This window comes from Streptomyces marianii (assembly GCF_005795905.1).
GTDB classification, from domain to species: domain Bacteria; phylum Actinomycetota; class Actinomycetes; order Streptomycetales; family Streptomycetaceae; genus Streptomyces; species Streptomyces marianii.
In genome coordinates this window covers 244268-267006 of the sequence record NZ_VAWE01000002.1, presented here as the reverse complement: position 1 = coordinate 267006, position 22739 = coordinate 244268, and the positions used below count along the sequence as shown (strand labels likewise).

Below are 22739 nucleotides of genomic sequence, written 5' to 3'. Positions count from 1 at the left end.
AGAGACGACGGGTTCGTGCTTCGCTCCCCTGTCGGCTCGCCGCCCACTCATCCGCCGGCTCGCCAGCCGGCGTTAGCCCACGGGGGTATCCACCCATGCAGTACACGACGCACCCCACGTCCACACGCACACGCCCCGGCTGCCTCATGCTGCCCTTCGCCCTGGCCGCCCGGGTCTTCCGCCCGTCCCGCCCCGGCCGGATCGCCGACAGAACGATCGAGGGCTTGCAGATAGCCCGGACCGGCATCGGCCTCGGAGCAACCGCGTGGGTGCTCTACGCGTACCCGATGCAGGAGTCGCTGCCCTCGTTCGCGAAGGACGAGCTCACCGAGATCCTCATCAGCACAGGCGTGCTCGTCGTCGCCGGCCCCATGGCCCTCGCTCTCTTCGTCGCCGCCGCCCGGGCACCCGGACGCGCGGTGTACGTCCGCCGACTGTCGGGGCCGCTGGTCGGCTTCGGCGCACTGTTCGCGTCCGTGCTCGTCCTGTTCCTTCTCCTGCAGAACAGTGGCGGGGCCCGCTTGGCCCCGCAGTTCGGGCCCTTCCAGATCGTGTTCTTGCTCGTGGCGCTGGCTGCGGTACTCTTCGCCGTGCCCTTCGGGCTCGCCTCCGCGGTGCTGTGTGTGCACTACGTCTTCCGCACCGGCGACGTCCACGAGATCCTCCCGCCGCTGCTCTCCCCCTTGCTGGTCTGGGTGATGTTCGGCTTCCAGCTGGCCGACGGACCCCCGGTAGCCGCACCCGAGCAGGTACAGCTCCTCTTCCTGGTCGGTCCCCCGCTGTCCGTCACCCTGCTGTCCCTATGGGAGCTCCGCCGACTCCGAACCCGGTTCGGCATCACAATTCGCGGAGCCCTGCACCGGAGCTGCGGGCCGGCTACCGGCCGGTGACCACTCGGTGCCGCGGTTCCGGCCCTGCGGGCCCTGCTCCTGCGCAGTGTGGGGCGGCCATGCCCAGGCCCTTGCCGGAGAAGTCGTGCGCGCGGCGGATGCGCTCCATAGCGTCAAGAAGCTGAGCGATGACGGTGTCCGCGGTCTGCCGATCGTCAGGGAACGAGAAGGCACGGGCAGCCTCACTCAGGATGGAGGCGCCGTATTCAGCGAGGCCGAGGCTGTGCATCTGCTGGCTGGGTAGCACCTAGATCAACTCCCTGTCGAGGACGGTCATCGCAGGGACACGGCGTGCGCACGGACTGCGGGGTCTGTGGCCAGTGCCGCGTCGGCGAGGAGGTGGAGGCGCCAGTACAGGTCCAGGCGCTGGTGGGTGGCTGAATCGGCCCCGTGGGCGAGCACGGGGCTCGGGTCCGGCAGGCGGAGGCGTGCGGCAAGGCGGGCGCGGTCGGAGATGGGGTCGCCGAAGGCGGCAAGTTCCCAGTCCAGCAAGAACCGGAGACCGTCTGTGGTGCGGACGAGGTGTCCGGGCTGGAGGTCGTGGTGGAGCAGCCGTGGCTCGGTGTCGAGGTTCACTCGGTCGAGGTCTCGGCGGAGAGCCGCTGCGGCCGTAGCAAGTTCGGGTGCTGTGGCCGTGTAGAGGTGCAGGCGGTCGTGGAGGTAGGCGCGCCAGGTGGGGTGCCGGGTGGCTCCGGCGAGACGCCCGAAGTGAGTTCCGGCGATGGCGTGGACTGCGGCGAGCGGGCCAGCGAGGTCATCGAGAAACCGTTCGGCGGGTACGGGCTCGGCCTGGACGGCGCTCTGCGCGGTCCAGGCCGGCTGCCCCTCCGAGTGCGTCGAGCAGTCGGGGGCCGGGAGCGCGGTGGTGGGTGAGGAGAGTGAGTGCGGCGGCTTCGTTGGCGGCGCGGGCCGGGTCTCTGTAGTGCTTGAGGACGTACGGCTCGCGTCCGCCGATGTACCAGACGCGGTTGGCCTGACCGGTGGTGATTTCGGTGGCGCCGTCGGGGACGCGGCCGTCGATCCTCCCCACGGCGTCAGGCGATGTCGCCGAGGTAGCGGGTCGGGGACTCGCCAAGCGCGAGGTCGGCGATCAGGTTGCGCAGACCGTGGGGCAGCAGGTTGAGGCCGGGCACCTTCTCCAGCTCAACCCATTCCAGACCGGTCTGCACGTCGTCTTCGGCATGGCCACCGAGCTTGTCCGGATCACCCTCGGGCCGGCACAGGAAGATCGCTTCGACCCGGTGGTCTTCCGGCGCGCCGCCGTGGTTGGCGCCGATGTACTCGCGCAGCCACAGCAGACGCTCGGGTGTAACGTCCAGGCCAGTCTCCTCGAGGACCTCGCGGCGAACCGCGGAACCGAGGGCCTCTCCGGGAATCTGACCTCCGCCGGGCAGAAAGTAGCAGTCCTGGCCCTCCCAGTGGGCGCGCTGAAGCAGGACACGACCGTTGTGGAGGACGACGGCCTTGGCCGCGTTGCGGACGGTAGCGGTAACGGGTTCAACCACAGGAAGCTCCCAGGTGATCGGGCGTTGGGTGTTCAGCGTTCAGTCTTACCGAAGCCGAGGCGGTGTCCGGTTGCCTTGGCCCAGATCAGCCGCCAGGGCCCGGCCAGCCGGACGAAGGGCTGCAGAGGGCTGGCCGCGACGAGCACGATCGGCCGAGCTGCGGCAGTGCGCGGGAGTTGCCCGGTTGTGGCGGGCGGGGTGAAGCGGTGGTACAGGGCCGGTGCCAGGACGAGCAGCCGAGCGGTCGTGACGGGTCCGTGCAGCAGGACACCGACTACGGCGAGCCCGGCCCACCAGGGTCCGGCCCACCAGGGTCCGGCCCACCAGGCGCTGACCACGGCGGCGGCCAGCAGCGGGGCGCCGAGGAGCCAGGCGGCTTCGTCCGCCCACTCCCGCAGCATCAGGACGGTCCTGGCCGGGCGGGAGAGGCCGCTGGGCAGATGGGCGCCGGCTCGGGCGTGGTGGTCGGGTCGGGCCGCGGGTGTCGGTGTAGGGCTCATCCAGGACCAGGGCCGCGGCCGGCGCGAAGTCGGCGCCAAGGAGGGAGAGACGGTGTTCAGTCGGCCGGGTCCGGGGCCTTGGGGTAGGCGGTCAGGGGCGGGTGGCCCAGGCGGATGCCTTCGCGCTCGCGACGATTACCCGGAAGGCGAAATACGTACCGATGCGGGCCGCGATGCCTGATCCTGCGGGCTCCGATGTCGGCCAGTGCGTCCCGCAGCCACTCGGCGGGGTTCACTCCGGCGCGTGGGACGGTGGCACCGAACCGGATTAGCTTCTCCTCGCAGTACCGGTGACCTTGTTCCTGTTTGCGGATCTTCTGGGCGGCCCGGTCGTGGAGGATGGTGCCGTCGGGCAGCAGGACGAGCGTGCGTGCCGCCCCGCGGCCCGTGTAGACGGCGTTCGTAGCTTGATAGATTCGCCCCATATGTCCTATTGCGGTGAGGGTGCCGTCCGTGCTGCGCCGGGGAACGGGGTCGGCGAAGGAGACGACTCCCTTCACGCCGGTCGCGCGCAGCTCGGAGAAGCATCTCGCCAGGAACCAGGACTCGGAATTGCCGGGGCAGGCGTCGGTCAGCACGAACCGGGAGCACACCAACGCCTCGACGTTCGGGCGAAGTTCGGGCAGTGCCCGGGTGAGGACGCTCGCGCCGGCCGGGGTGCCGAAGACGGCCACGCCGGAGAGCTGGGGCTCGCCCGCGTCCACCCGGTAGAGGCCGAACCTCCTGGTAGCGGACGGGTAGGAGGCGGAGTAGTGGTGCGCGAGGACAAAGTCCTTGGCCAGCCTCTCCGGCAGCGGGTGGACCTCGAAGGTGCGGGCGTCGAAGCCTCCGTCGCTCCGGTGCCTCCATGACGGTTTGCGGTTCGTCCAGCGGCGGCACCAGTCCGACGCGGTCGGGACCTCGGGCAGGTCCTCGGCAGGCGGCCCGTCGAGGAAGCGGCCGGTCATCGCAGCTCCTGGGCGTCGGGAGCGACCGGCTCCGTGTCGTAGGCCGCGCCGAGCACGGCGGGCGGGTAGAGCCAGGTTCCGTGGTCTGGGTAGCTGACGCGGGCCGTGAAGGTCGGCCTCCAGGTGGCGCCGCGGTCGTCGCTGGACATCGTGGGGCCGAGGTAGGTGACTGGGTGACCGGACGGGCCCGTCAGCGTGGCACCGGGGACGATCTCCCGCCCGGTGGCGTTCTCCCGCAGGATCCGGATGGGCTCGTCAGCGCGGTGCAGCTCCTCGCGCAGCGGGTTGCGGGTCAGCGTGTAGGAGAGGGCGTCCAGGGCGGACTTGTGCTCCAGGTACGAGTCGAGTGCGTCACTGCCGGCGGAGGTGAGTTCCAGGCTGACGCCGTCGCTGCGGTACCGGAGGAGTTCCGCGGTGAACAGTTCCGGCGGCGGCGCGCCGAGGTAGGAGGGGATGTCGCCGGAGCGGTCGACGAGGTAGCGCACGGCGCCGTACTCGGTGACGGCGCTCAGGGCACCGCGCCGGGCCGCCTGGAGGTAGCGGGCGTCGCGGTCGACGAGGGTGGTGCGGTGAGTGATCGGGACTCCCGAGGTCGGCTGGATATGCGGAAGGCGTGTGGCCGGGCCTGGTGTTGCTCAGGCGGCGTCGGTTGCCGTCGCGTTCGTCCACTGGTTGGCCTGGTGCGGGCTAGGCCCGAGGGGGGCGGACCTGCGCCGGTCACTGGGCGTCGGGAAACAGGCCCGCCGGAGCGTCTGGCAGCGGTGCCCACCAGATCTTCGCGCTAAGGCGGCATTCGTAGACCTGCGTGCCGCTCTCGTCCGTGGCGTCCAGGCTGTACCAGCCTTCGGTGTTGTAGGTGACGCACACGGTGGTGTCCTGTGTCGGCTCGACGGCGCTGCGCGTAGCCGGGCCGCCGAAGCGGATCCGCAGGTTCTTGGTACGCGCGCTCGCGCCGGTCTCCCGCAGCGTGGTGGCGCGCCACAGGTTGAGATCCTGCTCAGGGGTGTGGGCGATGCGCCCCGTGTCCGGGTAGAGCATCAGCCGGTTGGACAGGGCAGGGGCGTCATCGCGCTTGCCGATGTAGACGAGCCAGCCCTCCTCACGGCCACTGTGGCGCTGTCCGGTCTCGGGGCGGGGTGCGGCAAGGAGGTATCCGGCGCGCGCGGTGTCGACACCCCGGCTGTCCGTACCGTGGGCGTGGACGTGGTCGCCGGCGTTCAGTGCGGCGACGTTGGTTTCCAGGTTGGCCTGCAAAGCGGAGCTCCTTCGAGCAGAACGAGGGGCCATAGGGGGGCGCGGCAGCGGAGGCCGGGCGCGGGGGCGGTCTAGGTCGTGAGCTGGGCGGTTCCGGCGTCGCGGGCCTTGACGAGGTCCAGGTGGTACTCGCCGTTCCTGCTGTCGAACCGGCTGCAGAGCGGGCGCCACGCCGCGGCGTTGCCGTCGACCAGGTTGAGGACGGCGTCGTCCTCGTCCAGGTCGTCGTCCTCGTCGTCGGTCAAGGGGCGTACGGTGCCGTTGGCGCCGACGACGCTGCGGGCGCTCCGCCAGTTCGGGGAGTCGCCTTCCCCGATGATGAGGGCCACGGCGTGAGGATCGTGCCGAAGCACCACATGGGCGGCGAGCGAGCACGAGTACACGGCAAGGGCGTGATCGTCAGCGGTGTTCCCGGTGGCGAAGTACGAAGTCAGCGCCTCGTGCAGGGCGGTGCGGATGGCGGCTTCGGCGCCGGTGGTGCTCACGGGTGTCCCTTCGGTTGTGCTGCGGCGGTGCGCCTCGGTGGCCTGGGCGGGGCCGTGCGCGGTCATCCCGAGTGACTGGTCGGGGGGCACGTTGTCCGTGGTGCGGTGCCGCCGGGCGCGGGGGCTGGCGCACCGCCGCCCGGAGATGTCGTCGCGCGGCGGTAGGGGCTGTGGCTCGACCCGGTTTCGGGCAGCGCTCCCGGGCACCGGGGGTGCTGTACGCACCCCCGGTGTGGGTATCCCGTTGGAGCTGGGCGGCGCGGCCGCCTACTGGGGGAAGCTGAGAACGACGATCGTCGGGGTCTTCGACTCCGATGCCGCCGCGATCGCGGCCGCCACAGCCTCCGGGAGGCTGGTCACGTCGCCCTGCCGGGGCTGGCCGAGCTGAGCCGCAGTGACGGGCGCAGGCATGGACTCGGGGGCGTCGGGCTGTGCGTCGTGGATGACGCGCAGCAGGTGCCGCACGAGGAGTTCTGCGCGGGTGCTCACCTGGGTGGGCATGCGTCCGTCGGGCCTGATGCGGCGTGCCGCGGAAGTCATCTGGCGGACGCTGAGACCGTCGATGAGGTCGGTCGTCGGGCGGCCGTTGAACTTGTTCCAGAAGGCGTCGAAGGCGATCGGGATCGCCTGGTGGAGGTCCGTGGTGAACTCCGCGACCCATCGCGGCTGGTGGGCACTGCGGCTGCGGCCGACGGAGGGCTGGGCCGTCCGGATGACGTCCAGAAATGCGGTGATCAGGTCGGCGGTCGGGCTGCCGCTGGGCCGGACGCTCGGAGGGTTCTCGTTGATCTGGCGCGCCGCGAGCGCCATGTGGTCCTGTGTGAGGGCGGAGAGCTCGCGTGGCGTGATGACACCGGCGAAGTGGCTGGTCCGCAGTTCCGCGGTGATGAGCAGTGCCTTGCGTACCCGGTTGTGGAACTCGTGCGGGCTGTAGATCTCCTTGTCGAGATCCTGGGCGAGAGGCAGGTGAAGCATGGAACTCCCGGGTTCGGGGAGCGAGGGCACGACCCTCGCGCGACCCTTTTAATCTACACTTTGACGCCAGCGTGCGTCAACTTAATTGCGTCAATCTGGTTGTGGCGAGACTCCCTCGGGCCGCGGGCTGCTGGCAGGCCCCGAACCCGACTGCTCCGGCATCGGTTCGATCCCCTCGCAATCAGCTCCACTTGCTTGCCGGCTCCGTACCGGCCTGAACCCCACGGGATTCCCCATGGCCTACACGACGTCACACCCATCCGACGGACGGCGCCCCCGGCTGCTGATGCTGCCCTTCGCCCTCGCGTCCCGCGTCTTCCGCCCGGCCCGGCTGGCTGACCGACGGGGCCATCGAGGCCGCCCAGATGATGCGGACCGGCATCGGGGTCGCGGCGACGGCATGGACGATCTACGCGTACCCGCTGCAGCAGTCGGTGTCCTCGTTCGCCCGGGAAGGCTAGCCGAGACCCTCATCAGCATCGGCGTACTCATCGCGGCCGGCCCGCTGGCGCTCATGGCCTCCGTGGCCGCAGCGCGCCCGCCGGGCAGAGCCGTGTACGTGCGCCGGCTATCGGGGCCGGTGACGGGCTTCGGCGCCCTGTTCGTGACCGTGCTCGTCCTCTTCCTCCTGCTGCAGAACAGCGGCGGGGCCCGCCTAGCCTCGCAGTTGGGCCCCTTCCGGTTCATCTTCCTGCTCGTGGCCCTGGCCGCGGTGCTCTTCGCCGTGCCCTTCGGCCTCGCGTCGGCGTTCCTGTGCGTCCACTACGTCTTCCGCACCGGCGACGTACACGAGGTCCTCCCCCGCTCCTCTCTCCGCTGCTGGTCTGGGTGATGTTCGGGTTCCAGCTCGCCGGTGGGTCGCCCGTCGCTGCGCCGCAGACGGTCCAGTGCCTATTCCTGTTCGGACCGCCGCTGTCCGTCACCCTGCTGTCGGCGTGGGAACTGCGCCGCCTACGCACCCGGTTCGGAGTCACGGTTCGTGGGGCGCTGCACCGCGGGCACCGGCCGGGGCGGTGGTAGCCGCTCCGGCCGGTGCCGTCCGGTCGGACCGAACTGCGGTCGGCGCTGCCCTGTATGTGCGACAGTGGTCGGCATCTGCACAGACCGATTCCCGTTCGAGAGCTGGAGACTGCGCATGTCCGAAGAGCGCACAGCACGCACCCCGGATCCCGTCCGGGGCGCCGCGCCCGCGGCCCATGTCCGCCGGCATCTGCCTCTCGTCTTCGCGATGACCAAGGGCGGTCAGCCGAAGCGGGACGAGCCCGGATCTCCCAGTTCGTTCTCCCGGCTACTGGCGCTTCAGTTCGTCACCCAAGTCACCCGCGTGCTCGTGACGGACCTCGATCCGCAGGACACCGCCACCAGCCCCCGCTGTGCGGAGCAGTAGGGGCCCGGCGCACGATGGACGAGTGGCCCCCGCGGCCGGACGGCGCGGGGGCCTTGTGCTGTTTCTCAGATCCGCGGAGCCCCGTTCAGCTGGCCTTGGGCAGCAGTGCCGTGTCCGTGCCGCTTTCCCGCCGGCGCAGTTCCCGCTCGTCACGTCCCTGGAACCAGGCGAAGATCCGGGCACCCCTTTCATCGTCGTCCAGGTAGGTGTCGGCTTCGGTCATCTGGTGCTCGTGGTCGCGGTAGTGGTAAGTCACCACCGGCAGCAGTTCACCGGCGCTGCGGCCGGTTACCGACATGACGTAGACGTAGTCCTCGCCCTTCCATAGCCCCCCGTGCCCGCCGCTGGCGCGCGCGATCTCGGTGCGGGTGAGCAGCATGGTGTGGCCGAGCGGGGGCTTCTTGGCTGGGGAGGGCCAGTACGTCCAGACGTCGCCTGCCTCGTGGCGGCCGACCGGGGTCGGGCATACCCAGGTGTGCAGGGTCCCGTCGCTCAGCAGGTCGGCGGACCATCCCGCCACCCAGCCCAGGTCCTCGGCGACCGCGTGCTGGTAGCGGACTTCGAGGGAGTCGGGTGGCAGGAGGTCGTCGTCGTCGACGAAGCAGGTGAAGGGTGCGCTGATCTGGTTCATGGCGATGTTGCGGGCCGGGGCCGCGCCGGGCTTGGGGCGCGGGCAGATGGTGACGCGCGGGTCCTGCTTGATCGGGTCGGGAATCGTGTCGGGGTCGGCGGGGCCGTTGGGCGCGATGAGCCATTCGAAGGGGACGGTCTGGGCGTCGAGGCTCTGGTGGAGGTCGAGGAGGTAGGCGCGGCGCTCGGGGTCCAGGCAGGTCGGGGTGATGACGGCTACCTGGGGGGCTGCGGGGCGGAACACAGAGAGGCCTTCCGGGTTGTGCGGGCTGTGCGGTTACGCGGCTTGGTGGGGCAGGGCGGCTCCCGGTCGTTGCGACCAGGGGCCGATGACGTGGGGGGCGGGAATGTCCGTCAGGTACAGGCCGGGCGGAAGTGACGCCTGGAACGCGGCGAGTTCGGCGTGCCTGGGCGGGGCGGCGGGTGCGCGGGCGGCGGCGGCTTCGAGGAGGGCGGGTGCCTGGGCTTCTTCGTCCGGCGTCCCTGTCCAGCGCAGTACGAGCATTCCGTGGTCGTGGTCGGGCTGCTGTTCAGGCAGGCCTGGGTGGCTGGGGCGGCGCCATCGGTGGACGGGGTCGAGAACGATGATCGGGTAGATGCTGCCGATGCCGTGGTGGGCGGCCTGCACCCCTGAGTAGGTCAAGGTCATTCGGTGCTCCTTCGGCGGTGGTTGCGGTCAGGTGCGGGTTGGAGCGGAGTTCGGCGGCTCGGCGGTGGTTTCGCAGGGGTTCTGCGCCGGTGGCTTGTCGCTTGGTGGCGTGGGTGTGCGTCCGGGAGTGGGGAGGTTGAAGCGGGTGATCGCGAATCGGAAGATGCCGTAGTAGAGGGCCCCGTAGACGAGGGCGAGGGGGAGCAGGAGGAGCGGTCGCTGGGAGATCGAGAAGTTGAGGACGTAGTCGATCGCTCCGGCTGAGAAGACGAAGCCGGCGTGGATGTCCAGCAGGTTGACCAGGGCGAGGCTGAGGCCGGTCAGGACGGCATGCACGAGGTAGAGCGGGAAGGCCGCGAAGGCGAAGGTCAGCTCGATGGGCTCGGTGACGCCGGTGAGAGAGCAGAGGGCGGCGGCGGGCAGCAGGAGGGCGCCGACGCGGCGGCGGTGCTCGGGGAGCGCGCTGCGCCACATCGCCAGGGCGGCGGCCGGAAGGCCGGCCATGTAGACGGGGAAGAAGCCGCCCATGAACACGCCCGCGGTCGGTGAGTGTTCCTGGATGAAGCAGGGCACGTCGCCTTTCACTCCGTTGCCGCAGTCGCCGGTCAGGTACCAGACGACGGCGTTGAGTGGTTGGTGCAGGCCGATGGGGCCCAGGAGGCGGTTGAGGAAGCCGAAGACGCCGCCGCCGATGACGGCGTGGTCCGAGACGGCGGTCGCGGAGGCGGTGAGCGCTCGCTCGACGGCGGGGTAGGCGAGTCCGAGCAGGGATCCGGCGAGAGTGGCGGCGACCGCGACAATCGCGTAGGTGACGAACGGGGGGATGCGGCGGCGGCTCGCGTCGATGCGCTTCCAGATGGCCAGGGCCAGTAGGGCGGCGCTGATGCCGGCGAGCGCTCCGTAGGGCCATCGGGCCGGTGGGGCGTCGAGTTGGTCGGCGGGCAGCGGGTTGAGGACCAGGACCACCTTGGCCAGGACGAGGTAGGAGATCAGGGCCGCGAGTACGGGGCCGGCGGCGTCCTTGGCACGGTTCAGGCCCAGGGCGATGCCGACGGCGAAGAGGGCGGGCAGGTAGTCGAGCACCGCGGCGCCCGCCCCCGAGATGATCGACGCCGCCGTACGAAGACGCTCGTAGCGCCCCAGAAGGTCGTCTTGGCCCAGACGTAGAAGGAGGCCCGCGGCGGGCATCGCGGCGATCGGCAGCGCGATGCCCTGTCCCATGCGGCGTAGGCGTGCGGTGGTGGTGTGGCCGGCCGGTGACTCGTTCTCGTTGGGCGGGGACGGTGGGCGAAGACCTCGTGGAGCGGCGGCGGGCAGGGCGCGGGGCATGACGAGCGGCTTCCGGTCAGTGGGTGGCGGGGGTGGGGTGGGCACGGCGTACGAGGGTGGCGAGGGGCCAGGACAGGGCGGCGCCGAGCAGTCCGACGGTGAAGGTGGTGGCGGCGGCCAGTTGGTCGCCGCCATGGGTGAGCGCCCACCCGGCCAGGGCGGGGGCGATGATGACCGCGCCGGCCAGCGTGGTGCCCCATATGCCTGCGTACAGTCCGCGGGCGGTAGGCGGTGACAGGCGGTTGAGGAGGTCGGCGGCGGCGACGAACACGACGATCTCGCCGGGGACGGCGAAGGCGGCGGCCGCGGAGTAGCCGAGGGTGGTGGAGGCGAATCCGGCGGCGCCCATGCTCGTGCCCAAGGTGACGGAGCTCGCCGCGAAGAGGCCGGTCATCGGAGTGCCGGTCTCGGCCTGGCGCTTGAGCCACCGGTTGAGGAGCGGCGAGAGCAGCAGGACCGCTGCGGCGTTCGCGGTCTGGGTCCAGCCGTAGTCGGCTGCCGTGAGGCCGTCTCGGGCCATGAGCATCGGCATGGAGGAGAACAGGCTGGCGACGCAGGTGAGGGCGCACAGGCTGGCCAGGATGAGGAGCCACAGTCCGCGGTCGGACAGCGCGGTGCGGCAGTTACTCCGGGCTTCGCGGGTGCTGTGGAGCTGACGTTCCTGGTGGGGTAGGCAGTGCCACACGAGGAGGGCGAGCAGGGCGCAGGCGGCGGCGTTGACGCGGATCAGGTTGGGGATGCCGAGAGGCGCGGCGAGCATGCCTCCGGCCGTGCCTGCGACGGCCGCGCCGACGTTGACGGAGAAGTTCCGCCATGCGTTCGCGGAGGCGCGGGTGGCGTCGTCGGGGAAGGTGTCGGCGATCGCGGCGGTGAACACGGGGCGGACGGCGTCGTAGACGATGCCGGTGGTGAAGGCGGCGGCTGTCAGCGCGGGGACGGCGCTCGCCTGTGCGAGCAAGGGAAGTGCGACCGTGGCGAGCAGCATGGCCGTGATGAGCGTCGTGCGGTGGCCGATTTTGTCGGCGAGCCAGCCCCACAGGATGGAGCCCAGGAGCCAGCCGGCACCGAATGCGGCGAGGACGGTGCTGACGGTGCGGGTGGTCAGGCTCAGGTGGTCGAGATGGTACGGGAGGAAGGGGTAGGTGAACCCGAGTCCTCGGACGAGGAAGGTGCCGACCATGAGCGTCCAGATCGCCGTCGGCCATCGGCGTGTGGCTCTGGTCCCGGCCTTGTCCGGTCCGGCGGCTGGCGTGGCAGTGGTGGACACACAGACTCCAGCTGGGGTGCGGCGCTGTCGGGCGGCGCCGAGCAGAAGCGAGGGGGCGGGGGTGCCGCCAGGCGCTGGGGCGGCACCCCCTGGGGCCGGGACGGGTCAGCTTCGGAGGGGGCTGACCTGGGCGCCGCTTCGGGACGTGAAGGGCGGTCCTCGGCCGGGCCCGGCCGGGCAGGGGGGCGCCCGGCCGGGAGATCACGGGCGCGACGGAGCGGAGCCGTACGCCGGTGTGGGGTAGGTCAGTTGAGCTGCATGTAGACGCACTGGTGGATGTAGGTCTTGTAGACCCAGCCGGTCGTGCCCGCCCTCAGGCCCGTCTTGGACCTGTGGTCGAGCCGGATCTTGATCCAGGAACCGCTGCTGGCCACCTTGGTGCCGGAGTCGCCGGTGTACAGCTGGCCGATCGCGCGGTAGCCGGTGGACGGCCCGCTGCGGAAGTTGACGCCCTTGCCGTACACGGTCCAGGTGGGGCAGGTGTTCTTCGCGGCGAGAGCGGTCGGGGCCTGCGCGGGGGTACTGGCGAGCGCGGTCGGCGCGGACGCCAGGGTGGCGGTGGCGCCCATGGCGACAGCTGCAAGCGCGATACCTGCGCGCCGTGCGAGTTTGGTCTGCATTCGTCGTCTCCTGAGCCGTGGACAGCATTTCTGGCGCACGCCTTCCAATTTCGGGAACGGGGCGGATTTCTGTGCCCGGCGAACGTCATGGAAAGCGAGCTCCTGAAAAGCTAAGAGAATGCGCCTGTGGATAAGTTCCGCCGATTTCAGACCCCGAGGACGACAAGAAGAAGCGAGGGCGTCCCGCGAGCCTGCTGGACAATCTGCCGCAACTCAGACAGGAGGAACGGGACTGGAAATGACGCTGGGGAAGCACCTGCCGACCTCACGGGAGGCGTGCGCGGTGGGGCGTCTTGGGTCAGAGATCCGTCACGCCGCCGTGACGGCAACCAGCCCGAACGTCCCCCGCTCCCGGTCTTGCGCCAGCCCTCAAGGCCATCCGCCGGGTTCGATTACCAGTTCGCTTTTCTGGTGTGCCGGGATACGGTTTGCTCGGAAAACGCGAACGAGGGGGCCGCATGCAGGGCATCACCAGTACCGGCCGGCGGACCGGGCGTCCGCCCGGTATCCGAACCGGCGCAGATGGGCTCACTGAGCGGCAACGAAGGGTGCTCGACTTCATCACCGAGTCGGTGAATCAGCGCGGCTATCCGCCGTCGATGCGCGAGATAGGACAGGCGGTGGGCCTTTCGAGTACGTCGTCGGTAGCTCACCAGCTGACCGTCCTGGAGAAAAAGGGATGCCTCCGGCGAGACCCGCACCGGCCGCGGTCCTACGCCCTGGCCCGGAAGCCGGAGCCCGACTCGAACGACGAGACCGTCGAAGGGCTGGCGCAGAGGGCCCAGAGCCCGGCTGCGGCCGTCGAAGCCCCGCTCGTGGGCCGAATCGCCGCCGGCACCCCGATCACCGCCGAGCAGCACGTCGACGACGTGCTGACACTCCCGCGCCAGCTGGTGGGATCCGGCGACCTCTTCGTCCTCACCGTGGTCGGGGACTCCATGTCAGGTGACGGCAGCATCCTCGACGGTGATCTGGTCGTCGTGCGGGCACAACAGACTGCGGAGCAAGGGGCCATCGTGGCCGCCATGCTCGACGGCGAGGCTACGGTGAAGCGCCTCAAGCGCGACGGTGCCGACACGTGGCTGGTGGCGGACAACAAGAGCTACGAGCCCATCAACGGCAACGGCGCCGCCATCCTCGGCAAGGTCGTCGCGGTGCTGCGCAGCCTCTGAGCCGAGCGGCCGGTACGGCGTCTGCGACACTGGGGCGCCACACCGGTAGCCGTGTGGGAGTCCACGGCCGCGGGCCCCGGCGGGCGAACTCCCGCACACCCCTCGATCACGGCGCCCAGGTCGTCAGAGCCTGCGCTACCGCTCGCGGCCAGCGCCGGGGAGACTCCCCGACGGGGATAACCTTCTGCATCATGTACGGCCCCATCTCCGGGTCGTCGGAGCCGTCGCCTCCGAACTCCTCTGCGGGGGCGAGCCACAGGTACAGCGGCCGGACCGTGCCGTCCTTGTCCTGGACCGCCAGGTAGGCGCGCCCTTTCGCCAGGCTCGCGTCGACGGCCACCACGGTTGCACCCTCACCTCCGTAGTAGTCGCGGAGGGCGTCGGCCACCGATCGGCGTCGGCGGCTCTGGTCCGTCAGCTTGAGGTCGTCCCACGGCACCGGCTGGCTCCCATCCGTTGAGGTGCGGGTGTCTCCCATCCTGCCGTTGTCGGCGGGGGCACGACGGTGCGTTCCGTCCTTTCACCCGAGGAGGTTTCCGGAGAGCGACAGTTCCGGTCGTGCGTGGCCGAGAACGCTCAGCCCGGCGCACGACTTGGTGAGGCACTCTCCGGACCTGGCCTGTCCACCGTCGCCACGCAGAGGCCTTCGGTTTCAGTTGGCGGGCCTGTTCCTCAGCCGCGGAAGTCGCGGGCCTTCGGCCCGGGCTGGATGAGCAGGGCGGTCAGCGGGCGGGTTCGGGTGGGCTGGACTACCTCCAGCCAGCCGTCCCCGCTGGTGACGCAGTACGGGATGCCCGAGTAGCCCTGCCACTTCCAGCTGATCCACCAGCGTGGTTCGCTGCGGTGGCCGGCGCGGCGTCGCGCAGTGGGCAGCCGCTGGCCGGCCAGGTCGATGTCGTCGAGTTCGGCGCCGCGCTCCTGCAGATAGGTCAAGCCCGCCAGGGCGGCACGCCGCAGCGGGCTGTCGTCCTGCCACCGGCGGAAGGCCCACTTCATACCGGGGGTCGCCAGCAGGTCGGTTTCTCCCGGAGCGTCGGGCAGCGCGATGCGGGAGATGACGATGGCTCCCTGCTGCTGCCACGAGATCAGCTGCGCGCGTACGGGGCGAGGGACGTAGCGGTCGATGCCCTCGAAGGCGTCGATCATGTCGTGGCGCTCGGCTCGGCCGGCGTTCGGGTCCTCGGGGATGCCGTGCAGCACGGCGAGGGCCTGGGCGAGTGTGTCGCCCCTCTGCCACAGCGGCAGCATCGTTGTGCCCTCGGCCTCGAGTTGCTCACGCGTGTAGTCATCGAACTGGAACTGCAACCCGCGGGAGGTGCCTGCGAGTGCGCGGCGGAGGGGCGCGTGCGGATCTCCCCGGCCGGCTACCAAGGTTCGCACGACGACCTCGGTCATCCGCTCGTCGCGCTCGAATCGGATGGCGATATCGACGTCGTGTGGCTCGACGGCGCCTCGGGCGAAGCTCCCGAAGAGCCAGACCTGCTGCACCAGGCTCAGCGGCCAGTCATGATCGTCGTCGAGTCGACGAAGCATCGCCTCGACCAGCTCGACCGCTCGCGCACGCTTCATGTCCGGTCATTCCTCCTCGCTCCGGCCGCCAGGGTAGAGGAGCCGCTGACGCGTCGTGGGCACGAGAGCAGTCACCTTGTCCCGGGCGGCGCGGCTGGTTTGACGCGGTGAGCTGGGAGCGAGGTCTCGTGCGCTGCACGGGTCTGCCGGTCGCGCCACACCGTGGAGCGCCTCAGCCGGCGTCGGCCCGGCCGTGCCAAGTCGTGTTGGTCATCGCGGGCTGTGGTCCTTCGGCCGTGTCCGTCCTCGATCACGGCGGCTGAGCGGACGGTTCCACCGGCCGGCGGGCGGGAGCGCGTCGGCGCAGGCTCGTTCGAGGGCGGCGAGGAACTCGTCAGGGTGCTGGGTGGGCAGTCGGTGTCCGCCGCCGGGGATGACGTGGAGCCGGGCGGTGGGAATCTGAGCAGCAAGGCGTAGTGCGTGGATCGGAGGGATGGTCTGGTCGTTCTCGCCGACGAGGATGTGGACCGGGATCCGACCGAGGGCGTCCAGTTGTTCGGCGACATCGTGCCGCATGAGGGCCTTGAACCAGCGTGCGGCCTCCTCGATCGGCGGCTGCGCGTACGGGCGGGGCCGGACGAGTTCGCGGATGCGGTGAGCTGGGAGCGGGGCGCGGATGCAGAGGGCCGCCATCGCGTGGCGTGAGAGTCCGATCAGGCGCTTCAGTGGCGGGTACTGGGGGCCCCAGAGGTCCAGTCCTCCGCTCGTGGTGGCGGCGAGGAGGGCGGCGGTGACCTTGTCCCCGATGAGGTGGGGGTGCTGGGCTGCGAAGGCGAGGCAGGCCATGCCGCCCATGGAGTGCCCGGTCAGCAGAACGGGCAGGCGCCCGGGGGCGGTGGCGGTGATGACGGCCTTGAGGTCGTCGGCGAGCAGCGGGATCGAGGGCCGGGCTCGGCCTGCGGTGGAGTTGCCGTGCCCGCGCTGGTCGTAGCGGACGATGCGGGTGCGCGCGCGGGGGAGGTGGCGGACGTGTTCGTTCCACACGGAGGCGGCGGCTTGCCATCCGTGGGCCAGGATGAGCACGAGGTCGGGATCGCTGGGGCCGTCGATGTAGAGGGCGAGTCGGGCGCCGTCGGGCCGCTGGAGCGTGGAGTGGGGTGTGGGCAGCGGGGGCATGGTCAGCTCCTCTCGGGCGGGGGAAGGACGACGTCGATGAGGCCGGCGCGGGCGGCGGGGACGGGGATGCGGCGGCGGCGCAGGATGGCGAGGGCTCGCCGGTTTCCGGCGCCGAACAGTGCGGTGACGGTGCGGCAGTCAGGGTCGTCTGCGGCGGCGGCGAGGGCGTGGGCGGTGAGCTCGCTTCCCAGGCCGCGGCCTTGCCAGGGGTCGCCGATCAGGATCGCGAGTTCGAATGTGCCGGCGGTTCTTGTTTTCAGCAGGTGTGTGACGGCGACGGCGGTGTCGGGGTCGTCCTGCGGGGTGGTGAGCCAGCTGGTGCCGGCCGCGGGGTGTACGAGCCGGGCGAACTCGGTGGCCTTCAGCTCGCGGCGCGCGGTGGCGTACCGGGCGTAGCGGGATTCGAGTGAGCAGCGGCGGTGCAGTGCGTTGACACGGTCCAGGTCTTCCAGGCGTGCCCGGCGGGTGGTGAAGGGATGGGGGGCGGGCGGGGTGTGTTCCGGCGGGGCGGGCGTGATGGTTCCCGGGGTGAACAATCCGCTGCTCCTTGTCTGTTGAGGGCGCGCCCGGGGCGGGCGGAGGCAGGGAAAGGTTGGTGCCCGGTGCCTGTGGATAGAGCCCGCCGGCCGCTACTGGCGGGTCACTTGCGGGCTTTGCGCTGTCCGCGGCGCGGGCGTGCTGCGGCTCGGCGGGCGGCCCGGTTCGCGGTTGGCAGGTCGTCGTCCCAGGTGTCGTCAGCGACGATGGTCTCCGCCGAGGTCAGCACGGTCTCCCAGCGGGCTCCGGGGGTTGCCACGTGGTCGCCTCGCGGGGTGCTGCTCGGTCCGGTCATGCCGCGCTCCTTGTCCTGGTCGTGGCTGTGGTTCTGTGCCTGCGGGGTCGGGAGTCGCGTTCGGCGCGGCGGCGGTACTCGGCGGCCGTGCAGGGCGGACAGGGTTTCTGCTTGGCCCGCAGGTGACGGCGGTAGGCGGCGAGGGTTCCGCAGGGCTTGAGGCGGACCTTGTGCCCGCGGCCGCGCCAGCCGGCCGGCGGGTATCCCGCGGCTGCGCGTTCGGAGCTGGTCTCGCCGCCCCAGGTGCCCCACTCCCGGTCGATCCGGGCCTGTTCACGGCAAGGGTTGGTGAGGGGGCAGGCCGCGCACAGCTTCCTGGCCCGGGCGGTTCGGGCTTCGTTGTGGAAGATGTCGGGATCGGCTCCGGAGCAGGGAAGCGGAGTCGGCGCGTCGGTCGTGGTGTTCATGCCTCTGCTCCGGCGATGAGGGAGACGGCCAGCAGCCTCAGCAGTGCGTCGCGCTGGGCGTAGAGGGCTTCGAGCTGGGGGTCGGTGATGGTCGAGGCGGTCTGTCGCGCGAGCAGGTCCGTGTCGGTCGTGTCCGCGGAGGGCTGCTCGGCGAGGGGTGACTTCATGGATGGGCTGCTTTCGGTCCGGTCGTACGGGTGCTTGTGGCAGGGCTGGTCACGTGGTGCGGGCTCGGCTGCGGCTCTTGCCCTCCAGGTGCGCGCGGCGGGCGAGCTGGTATCCGGCTGACTTCCGGGTGTGGGCCTGCGCCTTGGGCTGTTCGAGGTCGGGGACGGGGGCGCCGATGTTCGCGAGCGCCTTGCGGTAGCCGTCGCAGCCGTCGTCCCGCGTGCGGACGGGTGTCGGCTCGGCGGGTGTGGCGGGCAGGGTCCTGATCAGGGCCCGGGCCTGCTGGTAGCCGTCGCAGCCGTCGTCCCGGGTGCGGACAGGTCCGCCGGTCGGTTCGGCCAGGACGGGGGAGATCGCTGCCTGCGCTTGGCGGTAGCCGTCCGAGGCCGTCTCCCGGGTGCGGATCTCTCCGCGCGCGATGGGCGCTGCCGGCTCGGCGGGTACTTCTGCGGCGGGGGTGCGGCGTGAGCCGGCCGGAAGTACGCGAATCTGGCGGACCGTCGTCGTGCCGACCGCGGAGTTGGCCTGCCGGATGAGCTGGGCGCTGATCAGGCGGGCCTGGGTCGCCCAGGCCTGGGTGGCGGGGAGCAGGTCGAGGCGGCCGGTGTGGGGGTCGTAGGCGACGGCGCGCAGGTTGTCGGCGATGTCGGGGGTGACGATGGTGTGCCACCGGTCGATGACCGATCCGCCGGCCGCGGGGGCCTCCCAGCCGCGTTCGGTGACGAGCTGGGCCAGGGCGCTGCCGAGACCCATGGGCTCGCGGCCGTCTCCGCGTGTGGCAGGGCGACGCTTGACGGTCCGCTTGGCCGAAGTGTGGGCGCCGCGCTCCTTGGCGGCCTTTTTCGCGGCGGCCAGGGCGACCCGGGCGAGGTCGACGCCGGTGGGCTTGTCGGTGGTCACGCTGGCCTCCATCCGTGGACGACGGTGCGTCCGAGTCGAGCGACGCGCTGGACCTGGTCGACCAGGGCGGACGTGTACAGGCGGCGGGCGTAGGTTTCGCCGCAGGTGTTGACGGTGGCGCGTACGAGGGCGGGGTCCTTGAGCGCGGCGGCCCGCAGCTCGATGACTTCGTCGCGGGTCAGCTGCTTGAGGTCGACCAGGCCGTCGTCGTCGAGGTCGAGTTCACGTTCGGCCGGCGCCGGGTCGGTCGGCTGCTGCAGCTGGGCGAAGGCGGCTTCCACCTCGCGGGCGACGGCGCGGCTGGCGGGCATGCGGCAGTCGTCGGCCCACCACTCCGCGTGCCGGTCGCGTTCTGCACGCCGGGTGTCGCGCCAGTGGTCGACGAGGGCGGCCCGCTTGGCGGGGGTGTCGTAGAGCAGGTGGGCGCCCTTGAGGCGGCTGGCGAGGAAGCCGGAGGGGCGGTGGACCCGGCGAGCGGGGGCTTCGAGACCGACGACCGCGATGACCTCGTCCGCGCTCCAGCCGGCGTCGGCGACGTGCCGGCAGATCCAGGCGATCCGCGGGGTGGCGGCGCGCCCGAGCCAGCCGATCTGCTGGATGAGCTGGGCGGCGAGCTGGTAGCGGCGCCCGGTCTTGTTGAGCTTGGGGGTGGGCTTCTTCGGGGTGGGGGACTTGCGCTTCCCGCTGGCGAGCTTGCTCTCAGAGGGAGAGGAGAGATCACCTGCAGTAGAAGAGCTAGAAGTACTACCCACCATTGGGGTGCAAGACGAGGTACCGGAAGGCGTCCGCCGCGCAGGGCGGTTGGCCCTCTTTGTCCGCTTCTGCCTGCGGGGCTTGCGGGCGGCGGTGTGGAGCTCCTTGAGCAGCGGGATGCGCTCCGGGGCAAAGCCGCGCACGGAGCGGATGAGGGTGTCGGAGGGGCCGGTACGCAGTCCTGCGGCGTCGTCGAAGATCTGGGGGATGGTGCGTTCGAACTCGCTTGCCCGGCTGCCGACGCCGCAGACGCGGGTGCCCTTGGAGCGGTAGGTGAGCAGGCCGCTCTCGCGAAGGATGCCGAGGTGGTACTGCACCGTGCGCTTGGAGAGGTTCAGCCACTCGACGAGCTTGCCGACGCTGGGACGGCATTCGGTGAGGTGGGCGATCTTCCTCGCCATGCGCAGGGTGGTGTCGCCGAACTTCTTCGGGCCGTGGGAGCTCGTGGAGGAGTAGGGCCCGTACTTGTAGAACCAGTACACGGCTTCGAGCCACGCCTCTCCGCTCGGCGCGATCCGGCCGGCCGTCGTGGACATCCACTGCCCGTTGGAGGGCACGCGGTGGCCGGCGACGGCATGCTCCGCGGCGGACGCCGAGGGCGTCGGCCGCGGGGGTGCAAGGGTCGTGGGCACAGGAGTTCCTGGGTTTGTGGGTGCGCGAAGTAGGCCCGTGGCGGGCGGGCCTGAAGGAACGGGGTGACGCCGGGGAAGGCGCCGGGTGTCAGCAGTCGAGCGCGAGCGTCATCTGGACGGGCTCGGACGTCTCGTCCGGTTGGTTGGGCCGGGGAGGTTCTGCCGAGGGTGTGGGGCGTCGGCGGGGCTGGCCGGGCAGGGCCTGGGCGCGGGCGCGCATGGCCTGGACGCGGGCGGGGGTGCGGCACACGATGCGCGGGTTGGCCGGGTTCTTGGCTTCCTCGGCGACCAGGGTCTGCAGCCGGCGGACGTTCTTGGGGGACAGTCCTGTGGCGTGGCGGACTCGGAGGTAGCTGGCGCCGCGGGTGAGCATCTCGATGGCGATGAGCTCGGCGCGGGCGCGGTCGACGTTGTAGACCGGCCAGGGCCGTGCTGGCAGGATCGTGACCTTCTCGGTCTCTTCCTGCGGTTCGTGCTCCTCGGACATCAGGCACCCCCCTTGGCGGAGACGAGGTCGGCCTCCACGACAACTCGCTTGGAGTGGCCGTTGGCCGGCCAGCAGGTGACGAGGGTGAGCTTGGCCTTGGTGGGGGTGGCGTCGGGCCGGCCGGGTACCTGGGCGATCACGTTCACGTCCGTCGGGGCGACGGTGTGCACGCGGGTGACGGTGTACGTGTAGGTGATGCGGTGCGCGGTGGTCACCTGGATCTCGGCGCCGGTGGTGATGCGGTCGATGTCGCGGAAGGCGGGGTCGGCGACGCCGGAGCGGTGGCCGGCGATCGCGAAGTTGCCGATCTGGCCTGGCTCCTCGGTGGTCGGGAAGTGTCCGACGCCGGCCCGCAGCTGCTTGTCTCCGACCCCGTCGTAGACCGGCTGGGCCCAGTCCTTGCCCAGGGCGGGGATGCGCAGGACCTCGCCGATGGGGCCACCCGGGCCGCTTCGGGGCTTGCTGCCCACCGCGTGCTTGCCGCTGGCGGCCGGGTTGCCGGCGCTCCAGTCGGACAGGGTCCGGGTGGCTGCGTCGCGGGAGGTGCTGGTGTTGTCGGCCGGCTTCGCGACGTCGCCGGTGGGAGCGGAGGAGGTGGTCAGCGGGTCCGGCGTGTGCACGGTGGGCGCCGGCGCGGCGGAGGACTTCACGGCTGCCGGCGAGCTGCCACCGGAGTCGTGACCGGCCTGCAGGGCCAGGAGGGCGGCGAAGGTGATGCCCGTGGCAGCCACCGCGGTGAGCGTGAGGCGGTGCCGGTTGGAGCGGGGGGCGGACTCGCGGGAGGAGGCGTTGTCGGTGGACTCGGAGTTGCTGGTGGTGCGAGGCATCGGTGATTCCTGCGAGTGAGGGCGGCGCGGTCCGGGCGGCCGGCCGGGGTGGTGATCGGCTGGGGGCTGGGGTCACCACCCCGGCGACGACGACGGTCAGGCCCGCGGTGAACGCGTGCGCAGTGGCGGTCAGGCGCCGGTCTGCGGCAGGACGGGGATGGTGACCGGGCGCGGCTTCGGCTTCGGCTGCTCGGGGATCTTGATGTCCTTGACCGCGACGTCGGCCTTGGCGCCGTCGGTGACGGTGACCTGCTGGTCGGCGGCGAGCTGGTAGCCCTCGACCGCCTTCACCTCGTGGACCGTGTAGGTGCCGGGGGTGAGGTCGTCGACCTTCCACGTCCCGTTGGTGTCGGTCGTGCCGGTGGAGACGGTCTTGCCGGCGCTGTCCTTGACCGCGAACTCGACGCCGGCGAGCGGCTTCTTCGTGTCGGCGGCGGTCTTGGTGACGATCAGCCCGCCCTTGGGGCTGTGGGTGGTGAGGTGGATCTCGGCCTGGGCGCTCGAGGAGCCGCCTGCCAGGACCAGGCGCTGGGCCTTGGCGTTGGTCGGGGTGAACGAGCGCAGCTGCGAGGCGGGAAGCGTCTTGGCCAGTGCCTTGAAGTCGACCGTGCCGCCTTCGGCGGGCGTCAGGCTCACGGTGGCGACGCCCTCGGCGTTGGTCGTGACGCTCGCGGCGCCGGCGGCCGCGCCGGAGACGTCGAGGTCGAGCTTGACGCCGGGCACCTTGTGGCCGGTGGCGGAGGTGACGTCGAGGGTGACAGAGGTCTTCGCCCCGGCCTTGAGCTGCTCGTCGGCCGGCTTGATGTTGATCTTGTAGGGGCCGGCGAACATGGCGGCCTCGTTGAGGTAGCCGGTGGCCCACTTCTTCGCGTCCGGGGAGACGTTGGGGTAGCCCAGACGCTCCAGGGCCCGCTTGCCGTTGGGCAGTGCGTAGGTGGAGCCGGCCTCGAGGTAGGTGTAGACGACGGCGTCGACGGCGGCGGCCTGCTCGTCGTTCTTCGTCTGGCCGTACTTGCCGAGCACGTATGCGGCCCGGGCGAGGTCTTCGGCCGAAGCGGTCTTGCCGGTGGCCTTGGAGGTCCAGGAGGTGACGGTCTGGGCGGAGCTGTATCCGTCGGCGGCGTCGGGGCCGGCGAGTTCCGGGTCTGCGCAGTACGCGACGCCGTCGACTCCGGGCACGTTGTACGCGCCGATGTGGGAGGTGTCCGGCTTGCCGGTGCTGTCCGGAATCAGGTATCCCGGGCCCCACTTGTCCGCCGCGACGGCCTGCGGCGCCAGCAGGATGCCCGCACCCAGCGCCACCGCCGTGCCAAACACGACATGACGCCGAATTCGGCTGGGGTCCTGCGGGGAGGGGCGCTTTGATGCAACACTCATCCAGATCTCCGTTCGGGGACTACCAACCGGACCCGGCCATTCAGGTTCCTAGGCCGTTGCA

28 protein-coding genes and 1 pseudogene are annotated in these 22739 nt (G+C 71.0%); 4 read left to right on the top strand and 25 right to left on the bottom strand.

Annotated features, from left to right (window positions below; genetic code table 11):
* Positions 1 to 95 precede the first annotated feature (95 nt).
* Entirely contained in the window at positions 96 to 890 is a 795-nt protein-coding gene (locus FEF34_RS39195) for a hypothetical protein (protein ID WP_138058218.1), read from the top strand.
* A 273-nt stretch (positions 891 to 1163) separates the two neighbouring features.
* Here the strand turns inward: FEF34_RS39195 and FEF34_RS41765 are convergent.
* From FEF34_RS41765 to FEF34_RS39150, 8 genes and pseudogenes are all read right to left on the bottom strand, one after another.
* Positions 1164 to 1920: pseudogene (locus FEF34_RS41765) on the bottom strand (phosphotransferase family protein).
* A gap of 4 nt (positions 1921 to 1924) precedes the next feature.
* Positions 1925 to 2395 carry an NUDIX domain-containing protein gene (locus FEF34_RS39180; protein ID WP_171053380.1) on the bottom strand — a complete coding sequence of 157 codons (471 nt, stop codon included), beginning with the start codon at positions 2393 to 2395 and terminating at the stop codon, positions 1925 to 1927.
* A 32-nt stretch (positions 2396 to 2427) separates the two neighbouring features.
* On the bottom strand, positions 2428 to 2895 hold the full coding sequence (locus FEF34_RS39175; RefSeq protein WP_138058214.1) for a hypothetical protein: 468 nt from the start codon (positions 2893 to 2895) through the stop codon (positions 2428 to 2430).
* A gap of 56 nt (positions 2896 to 2951) precedes the next feature.
* A complete protein-coding gene (locus tag FEF34_RS39170; RefSeq protein ID WP_234043338.1) occupies positions 2952 to 3842 on the bottom strand; it encodes a Mom family adenine methylcarbamoylation protein in 891 nt (296 codons plus the stop codon).
* Positions 3839 to 4327 carry a hypothetical protein gene (locus FEF34_RS39165; protein ID WP_138058213.1) on the bottom strand — a complete coding sequence of 163 codons (489 nt, stop codon included), beginning with the start codon at positions 4325 to 4327 and terminating at the stop codon, positions 3839 to 3841. The genes FEF34_RS39170 and FEF34_RS39165 overlap by 4 nt, the downstream gene beginning before the upstream one ends.
* Positions 4328 to 4559: 232 nt before the next feature.
* The gene (locus FEF34_RS39160) at positions 4560 to 5096 is read right to left on the bottom strand and encodes a hypothetical protein (RefSeq protein ID WP_138058212.1); all 537 of its coding nucleotides are present in this window, start codon (positions 5094 to 5096) and stop codon (positions 4560 to 4562) included.
* Between the two features lie 71 nt (positions 5097 to 5167).
* Positions 5168 to 5671 carry a hypothetical protein gene (locus tag FEF34_RS39155; RefSeq protein WP_138058211.1) on the bottom strand — a complete coding sequence of 168 codons (504 nt, stop codon included), beginning with the start codon at positions 5669 to 5671 and terminating at the stop codon, positions 5168 to 5170.
* Between the two features lie 177 nt (positions 5672 to 5848).
* A complete protein-coding gene (locus FEF34_RS39150; protein WP_138058210.1) occupies positions 5849 to 6556 on the bottom strand; it encodes a hypothetical protein in 708 nt (235 codons plus the stop codon).
* A gap of 400 nt (positions 6557 to 6956) precedes the next feature.
* Here FEF34_RS39150 and FEF34_RS39145 point away from each other — a divergent pair, with 400 nt between their 5' ends.
* Together FEF34_RS39145 and FEF34_RS39140 are read left to right on the top strand one after the other, a co-directional pair.
* The gene (locus tag FEF34_RS39145; RefSeq protein WP_138058209.1) at positions 6957 to 7388 is read left to right on the top strand and encodes a hypothetical protein; all 432 of its coding nucleotides are present in this window, start codon (positions 6957 to 6959) and stop codon (positions 7386 to 7388) included.
* 303 nt (positions 7389 to 7691) lie between these two features.
* Positions 7692 to 7943 (top strand): P-loop NTPase family protein, encoded by a 252-nt coding sequence (locus FEF34_RS39140; RefSeq protein ID WP_138058208.1) that lies wholly within the window; start codon positions 7692 to 7694, stop codon positions 7941 to 7943.
* An 85-nt stretch (positions 7944 to 8028) separates the two neighbouring features.
* Here the strand turns inward: FEF34_RS39140 and FEF34_RS39135 are convergent, their stop codons facing one another.
* From FEF34_RS39135 to FEF34_RS39115, 5 genes are all read right to left on the bottom strand, one after another.
* On the bottom strand, positions 8029 to 8817 hold the full coding sequence (locus FEF34_RS39135) for a glycosyltransferase family 2 protein (protein ID WP_138058207.1): 789 nt from the start codon (positions 8815 to 8817) through the stop codon (positions 8029 to 8031).
* A 33-nt stretch (positions 8818 to 8850) separates the two neighbouring features.
* Positions 8851 to 9222, bottom strand: a complete 372-nt coding sequence (locus tag FEF34_RS39130; protein WP_138058206.1) for a hypothetical protein — start codon at positions 9220 to 9222, stop codon at positions 8851 to 8853.
* Between the two features lie 27 nt (positions 9223 to 9249).
* Complete coding sequence (locus FEF34_RS39125; protein WP_199800775.1) at positions 9250 to 10596, bottom strand: PTS transporter subunit EIIC; 1347 nt, start codon at positions 10594 to 10596, stop codon at positions 9250 to 9252.
* Positions 10568 to 11818 (bottom strand): MFS transporter, encoded by a 1251-nt coding sequence (locus FEF34_RS39120; protein ID WP_138058205.1) that lies wholly within the window; start codon positions 11816 to 11818, stop codon positions 10568 to 10570. Before FEF34_RS39120 ends, FEF34_RS39125 begins: the two co-directional genes overlap by 29 nt.
* 245 nt (positions 11819 to 12063) lie before the next feature.
* Positions 12064 to 12438, bottom strand: a complete 375-nt coding sequence (locus FEF34_RS39115) for an SH3 domain-containing protein (protein WP_138058204.1) — start codon at positions 12436 to 12438, stop codon at positions 12064 to 12066.
* Positions 12439 to 12896: 458 nt separating this feature from the next.
* Between FEF34_RS39115 and lexA the strand changes: the two genes are divergently transcribed.
* Entirely contained in the window at positions 12897 to 13610 is a 714-nt protein-coding gene (gene lexA, locus FEF34_RS39110) for a transcriptional repressor LexA (RefSeq protein ID WP_138058203.1), read from the top strand.
* A 106-nt stretch (positions 13611 to 13716) separates the two neighbouring features.
* Here lexA and FEF34_RS39105 read toward each other — a convergent pair whose 3' ends face one another.
* From FEF34_RS39105 to FEF34_RS39055, 12 genes are all read right to left on the bottom strand, one after another.
* The gene (locus FEF34_RS39105) at positions 13717 to 14049 is read right to left on the bottom strand and encodes a hypothetical protein (protein ID WP_138058202.1); all 333 of its coding nucleotides are present in this window, start codon (positions 14047 to 14049) and stop codon (positions 13717 to 13719) included.
* Between the two features lie 233 nt (positions 14050 to 14282).
* Entirely contained in the window at positions 14283 to 15179 is an 897-nt protein-coding gene (locus FEF34_RS39100; RefSeq protein WP_138058201.1) for a nucleotidyltransferase domain-containing protein, read from the bottom strand.
* Between the two features lie 210 nt (positions 15180 to 15389).
* Positions 15390 to 16295, bottom strand: a complete 906-nt coding sequence (locus FEF34_RS39095; RefSeq protein WP_138058200.1) for an alpha/beta fold hydrolase — start codon at positions 16293 to 16295, stop codon at positions 15390 to 15392.
* Positions 16296 to 16297: 2 nt separating this feature from the next.
* Complete coding sequence (locus FEF34_RS39090; protein ID WP_171053379.1) at positions 16298 to 16831, bottom strand: GNAT family N-acetyltransferase; 534 nt, start codon at positions 16829 to 16831, stop codon at positions 16298 to 16300.
* A gap of 104 nt (positions 16832 to 16935) precedes the next feature.
* Positions 16936 to 17127 carry a hypothetical protein gene (locus FEF34_RS39085; RefSeq protein ID WP_138058198.1) on the bottom strand — a complete coding sequence of 64 codons (192 nt, stop codon included), beginning with the start codon at positions 17125 to 17127 and terminating at the stop codon, positions 16936 to 16938.
* Positions 17124 to 17534: a WhiB family transcriptional regulator gene (locus tag FEF34_RS39080; RefSeq protein ID WP_138058197.1), complete on the bottom strand. Its 411-nt coding sequence runs from the start codon at positions 17532 to 17534 to the stop codon at positions 17124 to 17126. Before FEF34_RS39080 ends, FEF34_RS39085 begins: the two co-directional genes overlap by 4 nt.
* The gene (locus FEF34_RS41760; protein ID WP_171053378.1) at positions 17531 to 17701 is read right to left on the bottom strand and encodes a hypothetical protein; all 171 of its coding nucleotides are present in this window, start codon (positions 17699 to 17701) and stop codon (positions 17531 to 17533) included. The genes FEF34_RS39080 and FEF34_RS41760 overlap by 4 nt, the downstream gene beginning before the upstream one ends.
* 49 nt (positions 17702 to 17750) lie before the next feature.
* Positions 17751 to 18602, bottom strand: coding sequence for a DciA family protein (locus FEF34_RS39075; protein WP_171053377.1), 852 nt, complete (start codon positions 18600 to 18602; stop codon positions 17751 to 17753).
* The gene (locus FEF34_RS39070) at positions 18599 to 19987 is read right to left on the bottom strand and encodes a helix-turn-helix domain-containing protein (protein WP_138058195.1); all 1389 of its coding nucleotides are present in this window, start codon (positions 19985 to 19987) and stop codon (positions 18599 to 18601) included. The genes FEF34_RS39075 and FEF34_RS39070 overlap by 4 nt, the downstream gene beginning before the upstream one ends.
* Before the next feature lie 88 nt (positions 19988 to 20075).
* Complete coding sequence (locus tag FEF34_RS39065) at positions 20076 to 20474, bottom strand: hypothetical protein (RefSeq protein ID WP_138058194.1); 399 nt, start codon at positions 20472 to 20474, stop codon at positions 20076 to 20078.
* Positions 20474 to 21301, bottom strand: a complete 828-nt coding sequence (locus FEF34_RS39060; RefSeq protein ID WP_138058193.1) for a sortase — start codon at positions 21299 to 21301, stop codon at positions 20474 to 20476. Before FEF34_RS39060 ends, FEF34_RS39065 begins: the two co-directional genes overlap by 1 nt.
* Positions 21302 to 21430: 129 nt before the next feature.
* The gene (locus tag FEF34_RS39055; RefSeq protein ID WP_138058192.1) at positions 21431 to 22678 is read right to left on the bottom strand and encodes a prealbumin-like fold domain-containing protein; all 1248 of its coding nucleotides are present in this window, start codon (positions 22676 to 22678) and stop codon (positions 21431 to 21433) included.
* Positions 22679 to 22739 lie beyond the last annotated feature (61 nt).